The sequence below is a fragment of the Microvirgula sp. AG722 genome (assembly GCF_003269145.1).
Lineage (GTDB): Bacteria > Pseudomonadota > Gammaproteobacteria > Burkholderiales > Aquaspirillaceae > Microvirgula > Microvirgula aerodenitrificans.
In genome coordinates, this window is the sequence record NZ_QLTJ01000001.1 from 597,666 (window position 1) to 609,438 (window position 11,773).

An 11,773-nucleotide genomic window follows, 5' to 3' on the forward strand; every position below is an offset into this window, starting at 1 on the left:
ACTTATCCGTTGTAGTCCATCGCCGTCACTCGGGAACGACAAAAGCCGGCAGGCCACAGCCCACCGGCATCAGCCGTCGTCAGCAGTCCCGGATCGCGCTGATCTGCCAGCGCTTCGGCAGCAGCTTGCCGCGCCGCGCACGCTTGCCGATATAGTCGGCCAGCATGATGTTGAAGCTGTCCTCGCGCCCGGTCCGCAACGTGCCGGTCAGCGTCGCCTTGGCACCGCTGACGATGCCGACGGCAGTCGTGGTCTCGCCGTCGTCGAGCTGTACCAGCATCAGGCCACGGCCCTTGGCCAGCGGCTTGAGCTCGGCCAGCGGGAAGGCCAGCACCCGCGCCTCGCTGGTCCCGACCGCCAGCAGGGCGCCGGCAGGCGTCGCGGCAGGCAGCGGCAGCGGCCGCAGCGGGGTTTCCTTTCCGTCCAGCGACAGGAAGCCCTTGCCGGACTTGTTGCGGCTGACCATGTCGCCCATCCGGGCGACAAAACCATAGCCACCGGAACCGGCGATGACGAAGCGGGCATCCTCCGGCGCGGCAACCAGCTCGGCCACCTGCGCCCCGTCCTGCACTTCGATCAGCGACGTGACCGGCACGCCGTCGCCCCGGCCGGTCGGCACTTCGGCCGCATCCACGGTATACGCGCGGCCCTGGCTGTCCAGCACCACCACCGGCCACACCGTGCGCGTCTCGACCACGGTATGCAGCCCGTCGCCATCCTTGAACGACAGCGATTCCAGGTCGACGCTGTGGCCGACCCGGGCACGGATCCAGCCCTTGCGCGACAGGATCAGCGTGATCGGCTCGTCGGCCACGGTCTGGGTCAGTACTGCCTTCTCCGCCGGCTGCAGCAGGCTGCGGCGCTTGTCGCCGTACCTGGCCGCATCGGCCTCGATTTCGGCAATGACCAGTGCCCGCTTGGCCTCCTCGTCGCCGAGCAGGTGCGACAGACGCGCGCCTTCTTCACGCAGCGCATCGAGTTCCTTTTCCAGCTTGAAGCCTTCCAGCCGCGCCAGCTGACGCAGGCGGATTTCGAGAATGTCCTCGGCCTGGATCTCGCTGAGGCCGAATGCGGCCATCAGTTCGGACTTCGGCTCGTCCGATTCGCGGATGACGTGGATCACTTCATCGATACGCAGGAAGACCAGCAGCCGGCCTTCGAGAATGTGGATGCGCTGGTCGACCTTGCCGAGCCGGTGGCGCAGGCGGCGGGTGACGGTATCGACGCGGAAGCTCAGCCACTCGCTCAGAATGGCACGCAGCCCCTTCTGGCGCGGACGGCCGTCCAGCCCGATCATCACCAGGTTCAGCGAAACGTTCTGTTCCATGCTGGTCTGCGCCAGCAGCAGGGTCATGAAGTCGTCCGGGTTCTGCCGGCTGGACTTCGGCTCGAACACCAGCCGCACCGGATGCTTGTTGTCCGACTCGTCGCGCACGCGGTCGAGCTGGCTCAGCATCAGCGCCTTCAGGTTCTGCTGGTCCTGGGACAGGGTTTTCTTGCCGGTCTTGACCTTCGGATTGGTCGCGTCCTCGATCTCCGCCAGCACTTTCTGCGCCGAGCTGCCCGGCGGCAGCTGGCCGACGATGATCCGCCACTGGCCGCGGGCCAGCTTCTCGACCTCCCAGCACGCGCGGACACGGACCGAGCCGCGGCCGTGTTCATAGGCGGCGCGGATGTCTTCCGGCGGGGTGATGATGCGCCCGCCGCCCGGAAAGTCCGGGCCCGGCACGTAGGCCATCAGCGCGGCGGTATCCAGATCCGGCTGCTTCAGCAGCGCCACGGCGGCGGCGGCGACTTCGGTCAGGTTGTGCGGCGGAATTTCCGTCGCCAGCCCGACGGCGATGCCGGAGGCGCCGTTCAGCAGCACCATCGGCAGTCGCGCCGGCAGCAGTTGCGGTTCTTCGAAGGCGCCGTCGTAGTTCGGGATGAAATCCACCGTGCCCTGGTCGATTTCCGACAGCAGCAGATCGGCGATCGGCGTCAGCCGCGCCTCGGTGTAACGCATCGCGGCCGCCCCGTCGCCGTCGCGGCTGCCGAAGTTGCCCTGGCCGTCGATCAGCGGGTAGCGCAGCGTGAAGTCCTGCGCCATCCGCACCAGTGCCTCGTAGGCCGAGCTGTCGCCGTGCGGGTGGTATTTGCCGAGGATTTCACCGACGACGCGCGCCGACTTGACCGGCTTGGCGCCGGTGGACAGGCCCATTTCCTTCATCGCGTACAGGATGCGACGCTGCACCGGCTTCTGGCCGTCGGCCACTTCGGGCAGCGCACGCCCCTTGACCACGCTCATCGCGTATTCCAGGTAGGCGCGCTCGGCGTAGGTGTCGAGAGGCAGGTGGTCGGCGGCCTCGTCGGCTACCGGCGCCGGCGGTGCCGGCGGGACGGTGCCGGCCGGTTCGAACAGATCGTTCATCGCAATGCGGTCAGGAAGTTCATCTCGTCGCGGATTCTATCGGTTACGACCCGGTCCGTCGCGCCCGCAGGTCATGGACCGGGTACGCGGACCGGGATCCGGCGACTATCATGGCGGATTCTTCCGCCTTGGCACGAAAGCACGATCATGCAGACTGACTGGACCGTTCTGACTTTTCCGCAACTCGGCGTCGACAACCTGTACGACCTGCTGCAATTGCGCGACCAGGTATTCGTCGTCGAACAGGCGTCGATCTACGGCGACCTCGACGGCCTCGACCGCCCGGCGCTGCACCTGCTCGGTCGCGATGGCAGCGGCGCGCTGGTGGCCTATGCACGCCTGTTGCCGCCCGGCAGCAAGCGCGACGGCGAAGTCGCCATCGGTCGCGTGGTCATCGCCCCGGCCGGCCGGGGCCAGGGACTGGGCAAACAGCTGATGCAGCTTGCACTCGACACCGCTGCCCGCCACTTCCCGGGCACGCCGCTGTGGCTGTCGGCACAGGTCGACAAGATCGGCCTGTACCGCCAGTTCGGTTTCGTCGACCAGGGCGACGCCTATGACGACGGCGGCATCCTGCACCGGGACATGTGCCGTCCGGCCTGACTTACAGCGACGGGTCGCGGTTGGCGACCTCGATCAGGTTGTTGTCCGGATCGCGGAAGTACACCGACAGCAGCATGCCGGTCGCCCCGGTCCGATGGACCGGGCCTTCCACCACCGTCACGCCGCAGGCGTCGAGATGGGCGATGACATCGTGGATCGGCACCGAGGTCAGGAAACACAAATCGGCCGAGCCCGGCAGCGGATGGTCCGCCTTGGGTTCGAATTCGTGCCCGTGCAGGTGCAGGTCGATTTTCTGCGTGCCGAAACTGAGCCCCTTGCGCCGCTCGGCGAAGGTAACGATGTCCATGCCCAGTACGATCGAATAGAAACGGCAGGTCTGCTCGATATCGGCGACGGTGAGAACCACATGGTCCAGTTGGTCCAGCTTCATGATGCGGCTCCTTGCCAGTTGCCCGGAGGTCCGGAGAAAGGCTGATATGCCATCATTCTGCCTTGCCGGCGACAAACGCACACCCCCCTTGATCACAGACAACGCCTGCTGGCGCCGGCAATGGCACGCGAGCGTCGTTTCAGCACGTATCACCCCGGCCCGGCAACGCCCGGCGTGGTAATCTCCTTGTCCAACTGCGTTCTGCTTCCCACCCCGACATCATGACTGCCGTGCACACTCTGTACCTCGCCAGCGCCAGCCCGCGACGAAAGAAAATCCTCAATCAGCTCGGCCTGATGACGGCGCGCATTCGCGCCGACATCGACGAGTCGCGCCATTACGGCGAAAGCCCGCGCGAGTACGTGGTGAGGCTGGCGCGGGAAAAGGCCGCAGCAGGCTGGGCGGTGGTCGAGGCCGAGGGCCTGCCGGCACGGCCGCTGCTGGCGGCGGACACCACGGTGGCGCTCGGCGACGAGATCTTCGGCAAGCCGGCCGATGCCGACGAGGCGCGCAGGATGCTGCGCCGCCTGTCGGGCACGGTGCACGAGGTGTTCACCTCGGTGGCGGTGCGGCTGGGCGGCCGGGTCGAGGTCGCCACCTCGGTCAGCAAGGTCACGTTCTCGGTGCTGAGCGAGCGGCAGATCGACGCCTACGTCGCCAGCGGCGAGCCGATGGACAAGGCCGGCGCCTACGGCATCCAGGGTCGGGCCGGACTGTTCGTCGCCTATCTGGAAGGCAGCTATTCCGGGGTGATGGGGCTGCCGGTCCATGAAACCGGACGTCTGCTGGCCACCTTCGGTATCGACGTGCTGGCGGCCTGAACGCACCGCTCCCTTATTTCCAGCGACCGCCCGCATCCGGCGGACGCAGCTGATTGCCATTGCCGGAGGCCGACATGTCGTTGAAAGACCACCCCACTTCACAGCCGATTCCGCTGCCGACGCGCGACAGCATGCGACTGGCGGAAAAGATCCTGGTCAACATCACCCCGCAGGAAACCCGCGTGGCGGTGCTGGAAGACAATGTGGTGCAGGAACTGCACATCGAGCGCGAGGCCAGCCGCGGCATCGTCGGCAATATCTATCTCGGCCGCGTCAAGCGCGTGCTGCCCGGCATGCAGTCGGCCTTTATCGAGATCGGTCTGGAACGCGCGGCGTTCCTGCATATCGCCGACATTCTCGAGCAGCGCCAGCACCCGAGCGAACCGCAGCGCATCGAAAAGATGCTGTTTGAAGGCCAGACCGTGCTGGTGCAGGTGATCAAGGACCCGATCGGCAGCAAGGGCGCGCGTCTCAGCACCCAGGTCAGCCTGGCCGGACGTTTCCTGGTCCACCTGCCGCAGGAAGAACATATCGGCGTTTCGCAGAAGATCGAAGCCGAAACCGACCGGACCAGCCTGAAAACCCGGCTGGAATCGCTGCTGCCGGAAGGCTCGCCGCGCGGCTACATCATCCGCACCAGCGCGGAAACCGCCAGCGACGACGAACTGGCGGCCGATATCGGCTACCTGAGCAAGCTGTGGACCGACATCCGCGCCCGGGCCGAAACGCAGCCGGCGCAGTCGCTGCTGTACCAGGACCTGCCGCTGTCGCTGCGCGTGCTGCGCGACATGGTCAGCGAGGCCACCGAGAAGGTCGTTGTCGACTCGACGGAAAACCATGGCCGCATGGTCGAGTTCGCCGCCCAGTACGTGTCGCAGTCGCTGCGCAAGATCGAGCGCTATGCCGGAGAGCGGCCGCTGTTCGAGCTGCACGGCATTGAAAGCGAGATCGACAAGTCGCTGTCGCGGCGGGTGAACCTGAAGTTCGGCGGCTACCTGATCATCGACCAGACCGAGGCGATGACCACCATCGACGTCAACACCGGCGGCTTCGTCGGGGTAAAGAGCTTTGACGACACCATCTTCAAGACCAATCTGGAAGCCACCCACGCCATCGCCCGGCAACTGCGGCTGCGCAATCTGGGCGGCATCATCATCGTCGACTTTATCGACATGGACAGCGAGCAGCACCGGGAAGCGGTGCTGACCGAACTGGCGCGTGCGCTGGCGCGCGACCGCACCCGGGTCACGCTGAACGGCTTCACCAGCCTCGGGCTGGTCGAAATCACCCGCAAGCGCACGCGGGAAAGCCTTGCCCACGTGCTGTGCGAATCCTGCCCGACCTGCCAGGGCCGGGGCGAGATCAAGACCGCGCAGACGGTGTGCTATGAAATCCTGCGCGAGGTGGTGCGGGAAAACCGCCAGTTCTCGGCCCGCGGCTTCCGCATTCTCGCCGCCCAGCCGGTCATCGACCTGTTCCTCGACGAGGAGTCGCAAAGCCTCGCCATGCTGGCCGATTTCGTCGGCAAGCCGGTCACGCTGCAGGTGGAAACCGAGTATCCTCAGGAACAATTCGACGTGGTCCTGATGTCGAACTGAGCGTCGGCGCGGCGCGAATGGCGCCGTCCGGCGAAAATTTCACGTTTCCTTGCGCCAGATTCTTGCCGGCATGCCGCGATCTCAGCACAATCGCGCCTTCGCGACCCGGATCGCTCGCAGATTGTGCCAACCAGTATGTCTACCCCCTCTACTCAGCGCGACGGTTTCACGTCTTCGTTCGGCGTGCTGGCCGCGACCCTCGGCTCGGCCGTCGGTCTCGGCAATATCTGGAAATTTCCCTACCTGACCGGTGCCAATGGCGGCGCCAGCTTCCTGGTCGTCTACCTGCTGGCGACATTGCTGGTCGGCCTGCCGGTGATGATCGTCGAAATCATGCTCGGCCGGCGCGCCAAGGCCAATGCCGTGACCACGCTGGAACGCCTCGCGCCGCGCGGACAGCCGTGGTGGCTGATCGGGGCGATGGGCGGGCTTGCTGCCTTCCTGATCCTGGCTTTCTATTCCGAAGTGGCCGGCTGGGTGTTCGCCTACGTGTTCAAGTCGGCGGCCGGCCATGTGCTGACGACCGACCCGGCCGTGGCCGGCGCCGCGTTCGAGCACATGATCAACAGCCCGTTCGAGGCGCTGCTGTGGCAATGGGCGGTGCTGGTGTTTATCGGTGCCATCATCCTGATGGGCGTGTCCAAGGGCATTGAAGCCGTCACCAAACGGCTGATGCCGGTGCTGTTCCTGCTGCTGATCGCCATCGGCATCCGCAGCATGACGCTGCCGGGCGCGATGGCCGGTCTGCACTTCCTGTTCGCGCCGGACTTCTCCAAGATCACCACCGCCACCGTGCTGACCGCACTGGGGCTGGCGTTCTTCAAGCTGTCGATCGGCATGGGCACGATGATGACCTACGGCAGCTATTTCCGTGACGACCAGAATATCCCGGCCACCGCGACCCGGGTCATGCTGGCCGACCTGACCGTCTCGATCCTCGCCGGCATCGCCATCTTCCCGGCCGTGTTCGCGCTGGGCTTCAAGCCGGAAGCCGGCCCGTCGCTGCTGTTCATCACCATCCCGGCCGTGTTCGCCAACATGCCGGGTGGCAGCGTGTTCCTGGTGGTGTTCTTCGTGCTGACCGCGATCGCCTCGACCGGGGCGATGCTGTCGCTGCTGGAAGTCCCGGTCGCCGTGCTGAGCGAGAAGTTCGGCTGGTCGCGCATCCGTGCCGTGGTGGTCAGCGTGCTGCTGCTGGCGGCGCTGGGCTCGACCGCCGCGCTGTCACACAGCCTGCTGGCCGACGTGAAGCCGTTCGGCATGACCTTCTTCGACCTGTACGACTTCCTCAGCTCGAACATCATGCTGCCGCTGGGCGGCATCGGCCTGGCGATCTTCGTCGGCTGGGTGCTCGGCAAGAACCAGACCATCGACGCGCTGTCGAACGGCGGCGTGCTGGCCAATGCCGGCGTGGTCAGGGTGGTGGTATTCCTGCTGCGCTGGGTGTCGCCGGTGCTGATCGCCCTGGTGATGCTGAAAGGGCTGAAGGACTTCTGACCGTCAGCCTTCCTCGGCGGCGAAGGCGAGGATCTGGTCCAGGTAGTCGCCGAACTGCGGGAAACTGTGGTCGCCGCCGTCCAGCAGGGTCTGGCGGCAACCGGCGAAGCGCTCGACGCCATCACGGTAGTCGAGCACTTCGTCGCCGGTGCATGTCAGCAGCCAGTAGCGCGACGGCGTGACCCGTGCAGGCTCCGCCTGGCGCAGGATGTCGAAGTACTCGCGCCGCACCACGACCTGCTCGCCGGTGTGATGGTGGGTGTGGATGCCGACATATTCATCCGCATGCCGGTACGGATAGGCGGCCGGATTGACCAGCACCGCGCGCGCATTCCACTTCTCCGCCATGATCTGGGCCAGATAGCCGCCCAGGCTCGACCCGACCATGATGAACGGCTCGAACTCGAAGTCGATAATCTCCGCTTCGATGGCCAGCATGGCCGCTAGCGGTTCGGACGGCAGCAGCGGGGCGTGGAACAGGTGACCGAGTCCACGGTCAGCCATGTGCCCGGCCAGCATCATCGCCTTTTCGGACGCGGGGCTGGACAGGAAGCCGTGCAGGTAGAGGATGTGGGTATTCATGCTGTAAAGCATACACAAGCGGCGAGGCGACGGCATGCGGAAAGCGGCTTCCACCCCGGACGCCTGCATCAGCTTTTTTCTGCGCTTTCATTTCCCGCTGGCGAGCTTGCAAGCTTCCTCGTTTGCCTTTGCTTCCAGGTCGGCGCATGCCTCTAGCAGCTCGTCAAAAGGCAATGCGTCGCCCAGCATGATCTCGTCAGCAAGCATGGCCGCATAATCCTCGGCAAGAGCGGCCCGGGCGTTTTTTTCGGGGACGATGCTCAGCTTCCCTGTAGCTGCTGCGACATAGTCAATGATCTGGCCGCTGGCATCTTTTTCAATAAAAAAGTGCGATTTATGGCGGGCAACAGCGATTGCCACCTCATGATCGGCAATGGCTGCCGTGAAATGGGAACTTCGCGCAATCGCAGCCAGATCGTGCCAATGCCGGGCATACCGTCCGCCTCGAATACGCCCTTGTGCGCAGAACACATGCGCTGCGGTCACCTTTTCCCAGAAGGTCCGGCTGACACTCATCACCTGCGGGAAAGCGACCGGAAAGGTGAGATCCGGCAGGCATTCGGCCATATCGCAGGTAACGTGATGTATCTGGTGGGGTTCTCCGGTAGCACGACCGCCGAACTCCAGCGTGACGACCGGCGCCACATAGCCCGTACCCTGCGTCAAGGCAGGATAGCGCAGCAGCAGTTTGTCATTATCCTGGCCGCCGGGCTCGATCTGCACGTCAAGGTGATCACGCTCACGTGCTTGCTGAAGGACGGGCAATATGTCTTTTGTGATCCAGCAGGGCAGGCGATCCCGGACGGCCCTGGTCCATTTGTCGGCCTGGCTGCGGCTGGCCGGCAGTTCTCCATGGTGAGCAAGCAGATCCGGGATCAGCTTTCGGATGTCGCAGGTAAGGTCGATGTCTTCCGAGAAGCGGTCGATAATCCTGTAGACCTTGGAGAGCGAAGTACCGCCCTTGAAGGTCAGGTCACTTGCTGAGGGCGAGTCGAAGAGAGCGCATAGCGCCCAGACCACCCAGATGTCCTTTTCCAGCAGGTGAGCCGGGCGGCCTGATCGGGCGCGGGCATGTTCCAGCGCTTCACGCCGGTCTTCCTGGCTGAGGCTGAAAAAGTGTTCAGCCACGCATTGCCTCCTGGCCGATGGCCGCCGCCATCCAGCCCGGCAAGGTTGCCCGTGCCGTGGTCAGGGCATGCCACTCGGTACTGGAAAGTGTGCGATGCAGTAAAGCCAGGGACTCACTGGCATGCGTTTGCCCCATCCATGCCAGGGCACGCACCGCTGCGCCCGCCGGGCGTGCGCCCAGGGCCAGCATCCAGTGCGGAGCATGCTTGACCAGCACTTCCGAGCGACCAAGCACCAGTTTGCGCGTCCGGCCGGACGTCAGGTAAACCTCCCGGACAGGCACCTGTTGTGTCAGCCCCAGCGCATTGGCAGCACTGGCGCCATGCGGCACGACGATCTCGCCACTTTGCGTGGCTAGGGCCAGAACGATCTTTTCAGGAGCAGGTGCACGCACGCCGAACCGGCTGGATACAGGAGCAACGTAGGCACCACGGGCCACGCGCAGCAGCCGGCCGGCCCTTGCCAGCCGGGAAAACGCCTGGTCAATGGCGGCCCGGCTGCCCAGGTGCAGGAATGCCTTTGGCGACAGGACGCCCCCCTCGGGGAGAGAGCGGGCTTGTTGCATGATGGTTTCGGGCAACGTATTCACAGGGCACCTCATTTGTCAGAAACAGTACTCCAGTTTCTGACATCATGAAAGCAATAACGTGCCCCGTGCACAGCGGTCTGGCGGCCCTGGATGGCAAGGTACGCCTGTTCTGGATAACCGGGCAATCCGGCACGGGCCTGCACGAAGCACAGGCCCGCCAGGAAGAGGGCCTCAGCCCAGCTTGTGATTCATCTCCAGCGCCGGCATGTCCTCGGCCGACTGGCCGACGATGCGGGCCGGCACGCCGGCCACGGTCACGTGTGGCGGCACGTCATCCAGCACCACGCTGCCGGCACCGACCTTCACGCCTTCGCCGATGCGGATATTGCCAAGCACCTTGGCCCCAGCGCCAAGCAGCACGCCGGCACCGATCTTCGGGTGGCGGTCACCGCACTCCTTGCCGGTCCCGCCGAGCGTCACGCCCTGCAGGATCGACACATTGTCGCCAACCACCGCCGTCTCGCCGGCGACAAAGCCGGTCGCGTGGTCGAGCAGGATGCCACGGCCGAAACGGGCGGCCGGATGGATGTCGACCCCCATGCTTTCCGAGACCCGGTTCTGCAGGAACAGCGCCAGCGACACGCGGCCGGCATTCCACAGCCAGTGCGTGACCCGGTAGCTCTGCAATGCGTGATAGCCCTTGAAGTACAGCAGCGGCGTCGAGTACGCGTCGCAGGCCGGGTCGCGGTCAAAGCAGGCGGTCAGGTCGGCCCGGGCGGCATCGGCCAGATGCGGGTCGGCATCGAAGCCTTCGCACAGCAGCTCGTACAGTGCCCGGCCGTCCATGACATTGCACGCCAGCTTGCTCGACAGGTGGAAGGCCAGCATGTCCTCGAAACACGCGTGCCGCAGCACGGTCATGTGCAGGAAACTGGCCAGCAGCGGTTCTTGTCTGGCCGCGCGTTCGACCTCGTCGCGGATGGATTGCCAGAGCGGGTCGGGCTGAAAACTCACTACTATCTCCGAAAAAACCGGCCGGGCCGGCGGGGGCAGAGGGTTCGGAACCCCCGTCAACGCCACAGACGAGCGTGAACGGGGTCTCCCCCAGCGTGGGGGCGAAAGGGGCAGGATTCAATCGGCTGTGGTTCAGGGCACCAGAATGGTCGAACCGGTGGTCAGCCGTGCTTCCAGGTCCGCGTGCGCCTGCGCCGCGTCCTTCAGCGCATAACGCTGACCGGGCTGGACCCGGACCTGGCCGGACAGCAGCACGTCGAACAGGTCGGCGGCGGTTTCCAGCAGTTCGGCGCGGGTGGCAGTGTAATGGCCGAGCGTCGGCCGGGTCAGGTACAGCGAGCCCTTCTGCGACAGCAGCAATGGGCTGAACGGCGGCACCGCACCGGACGCATTGCCGAAGCTGACCAGCATCCCGCGCAGCGCCAGACTGTCGATCGAGCCGGCGAAGGTGTCCTTGCCGACCGAGTCGAACACCACCGGCACCCCGTGGCCGCCAGTGATGTCGCGCACCCGCTCGGCGAAGTTTTCGCGCCGGTAATTGATGACGTGGTCGGCGCCGAGCGCGCGGGCGATGTCGGCCTTGGCGTCCGAACCGACGGTGCCGATCACGGTCGCGCCGAGCGCCTTCGCCCACTGCACCGCGATCTGGCCGACGCCGCCGGCGGCGGCATGCCACAGCAGCGTGTCGCCAGGCCGGACCGGCCGGGTGCACTTCAGCAGGTAACGGGCGGTCATGCCGGCCAGCATGCTGGCGGCGGCGATCTCGTCGCTGATGCCGTCCGGCAGCGGGACCAGCTTGTCGGCGGCAAGGTTGCGCCGCTCGCTGTAGGCGCCGAGCGGCCCGCCGACATAGCCGACGCGGTCGCCGATGGCGATACCGTCGACGCCGGGGCCGATCGCCTCGACCACCCCGGCAGCCTCGGTGCCGAGACCGGACGGCAGCGGGGCCGGGTACAGCCCGCTGCGGATATAGGTATCAATGAAATTGACCCCGATGGCAGTGTGCCGGACGGTGACTTCGCCTGCGCCCGGCGCGGGCACGTCGACGGTTTCCCAGCGCAGCACGTCGGCGCCGCCCACGGTGTGGAAGCGGATGGCATGACTCATCGGGCACTCCGAATCAATAGGGTTGACCTGTCGATTGTAGCGCCTGACAAATTTCATGTCGTGCGGCCGCACGCGCCGGCGGCCGGTTTTCTT

General features: G+C 65.6%; 11 protein-coding genes. 4 read left to right on the forward strand and 7 right to left on the reverse strand.

Annotated features, from left to right (window positions below; translation table 11 throughout):
• Nucleotides 1-79: 79 nt before the first annotated feature.
• On the reverse strand, nucleotides 80-2,410 hold the full coding sequence (parC, locus tag DFO50_RS02845; RefSeq protein ID WP_107888918.1) for a DNA topoisomerase IV subunit A: 2,331 nt from the start codon (nucleotides 2,408-2,410) through the stop codon (nucleotides 80-82).
• Nucleotides 2,411-2,557: 147 nt separating this feature from the next.
• On the opposite strand from parC, the gene DFO50_RS02850 reads away from it, so the two are divergent.
• Nucleotides 2,558-3,013, forward strand: a complete 456-nt coding sequence (locus tag DFO50_RS02850) for a GNAT family N-acetyltransferase (protein ID WP_051528722.1) — start codon at nucleotides 2,558-2,560, stop codon at nucleotides 3,011-3,013.
• A 1-nt stretch (nucleotide 3,014) separates the two neighbouring features.
• Here the strand turns inward: DFO50_RS02850 and DFO50_RS02855 are convergent, their stop codons facing one another.
• A complete protein-coding gene (locus DFO50_RS02855; RefSeq protein ID WP_199489719.1) occupies nucleotides 3,015-3,404 on the reverse strand; it encodes a VOC family protein in 390 nt (129 codons plus the stop codon).
• Nucleotides 3,405-3,625: 221 nt separating this feature from the next.
• Here DFO50_RS02855 and DFO50_RS02860 point away from each other — a divergent pair, with 221 nt between their 5' ends.
• From DFO50_RS02860 to DFO50_RS02870, 3 genes are all read left to right on the forward strand, one after another.
• The gene (locus DFO50_RS02860) at nucleotides 3,626-4,225 is read left to right on the forward strand and encodes a nucleoside triphosphate pyrophosphatase (RefSeq protein ID WP_028498613.1); all 600 of its coding nucleotides are present in this window, start codon (nucleotides 3,626-3,628) and stop codon (nucleotides 4,223-4,225) included.
• Nucleotides 4,226-4,299: 74 nt separating this feature from the next.
• Nucleotides 4,300-5,823, forward strand: a complete 1,524-nt coding sequence (gene rng / locus DFO50_RS02865) for a ribonuclease G (RefSeq protein WP_028498614.1) — start codon at nucleotides 4,300-4,302, stop codon at nucleotides 5,821-5,823.
• Between the two features lie 135 nt (nucleotides 5,824-5,958).
• Nucleotides 5,959-7,320, forward strand: coding sequence for a sodium-dependent transporter (locus DFO50_RS02870; RefSeq protein WP_028498615.1), 1,362 nt, complete (start codon nucleotides 5,959-5,961; stop codon nucleotides 7,318-7,320).
• A gap of 3 nt (nucleotides 7,321-7,323) precedes the next feature.
• On the opposite strand, the gene DFO50_RS02875 is transcribed toward DFO50_RS02870, so the two are convergent.
• The 5 genes from DFO50_RS02875 to DFO50_RS02895 all read right to left on the reverse strand — a co-directional run bounded on the left by DFO50_RS02875 (nucleotide 7,324) and on the right by DFO50_RS02895 (nucleotide 11,680).
• Nucleotides 7,324-7,902, reverse strand: coding sequence for a YqiA/YcfP family alpha/beta fold hydrolase (locus DFO50_RS02875; RefSeq protein ID WP_036385487.1), 579 nt, complete (start codon nucleotides 7,900-7,902; stop codon nucleotides 7,324-7,326).
• 87 nt (nucleotides 7,903-7,989) lie between these two features.
• On the reverse strand, nucleotides 7,990-9,030 hold the full coding sequence (locus DFO50_RS02880; protein ID WP_112691993.1) for a nucleotidyl transferase AbiEii/AbiGii toxin family protein: 1,041 nt from the start codon (nucleotides 9,028-9,030) through the stop codon (nucleotides 7,990-7,992).
• Nucleotides 9,023-9,595, reverse strand: a complete 573-nt coding sequence (locus DFO50_RS02885; RefSeq protein WP_233495170.1) for a DUF6088 family protein — start codon at nucleotides 9,593-9,595, stop codon at nucleotides 9,023-9,025. The genes DFO50_RS02880 and DFO50_RS02885 overlap by 8 nt, the downstream gene beginning before the upstream one ends.
• Nucleotides 9,596-9,790: 195 nt before the next feature.
• The gene (gene cysE / locus DFO50_RS02890; protein WP_028498619.1) at nucleotides 9,791-10,573 is read right to left on the reverse strand and encodes a serine O-acetyltransferase; all 783 of its coding nucleotides are present in this window, start codon (nucleotides 10,571-10,573) and stop codon (nucleotides 9,791-9,793) included.
• 132 nt (nucleotides 10,574-10,705) lie between these two features.
• On the reverse strand, nucleotides 10,706-11,680 hold the full coding sequence (locus DFO50_RS02895) for a quinone oxidoreductase (RefSeq protein ID WP_107888921.1): 975 nt from the start codon (nucleotides 11,678-11,680) through the stop codon (nucleotides 10,706-10,708).
• Nucleotides 11,681-11,773: the final 93 nt, after the last annotated feature.

Excerpts from the sequence above, each read along its gene's own strand:
- parC (WP_107888918.1), bottom strand. The coding sequence starts at position 2,410 with ATGAACGATCTGTTCGAACCGGCCGGCACCGTCCCGCCGGCACCGCCG.
- DFO50_RS02850 (WP_051528722.1), top strand. The coding sequence starts at position 2,558 with ATGCAGACTGACTGGACCGTTCTGACTTTTCCGCAACTCGGCGTCGAC.
- DFO50_RS02855 (WP_199489719.1), bottom strand. The coding sequence starts at position 3,404 with ATGAAGCTGGACCAACTGGACCATGTGGTTCTCACCGTCGCCGATATC.
- DFO50_RS02860 (WP_028498613.1), top strand. The coding sequence starts at position 3,626 with ATGACTGCCGTGCACACTCTGTACCTCGCCAGCGCCAGCCCGCGACGA.
- rng (WP_028498614.1), top strand. The coding sequence starts at position 4,300 with ATGTCGTTGAAAGACCACCCCACTTCACAGCCGATTCCGCTGCCGACG.
- DFO50_RS02870 (WP_028498615.1), top strand. The coding sequence starts at position 5,959 with ATGTCTACCCCCTCTACTCAGCGCGACGGTTTCACGTCTTCGTTCGGC.
- DFO50_RS02875 (WP_036385487.1), bottom strand. The coding sequence starts at position 7,902 with ATGAATACCCACATCCTCTACCTGCACGGCTTCCTGTCCAGCCCCGCG.
- DFO50_RS02885 (WP_233495170.1), bottom strand. The coding sequence starts at position 9,595 with ATGCAACAAGCCCGCTCTCTCCCCGAGGGGGGCGTCCTGTCGCCAAAG.
- DFO50_RS02895 (WP_107888921.1), bottom strand. The coding sequence starts at position 11,680 with ATGAGTCATGCCATCCGCTTCCACACCGTGGGCGGCGCCGACGTGCTG.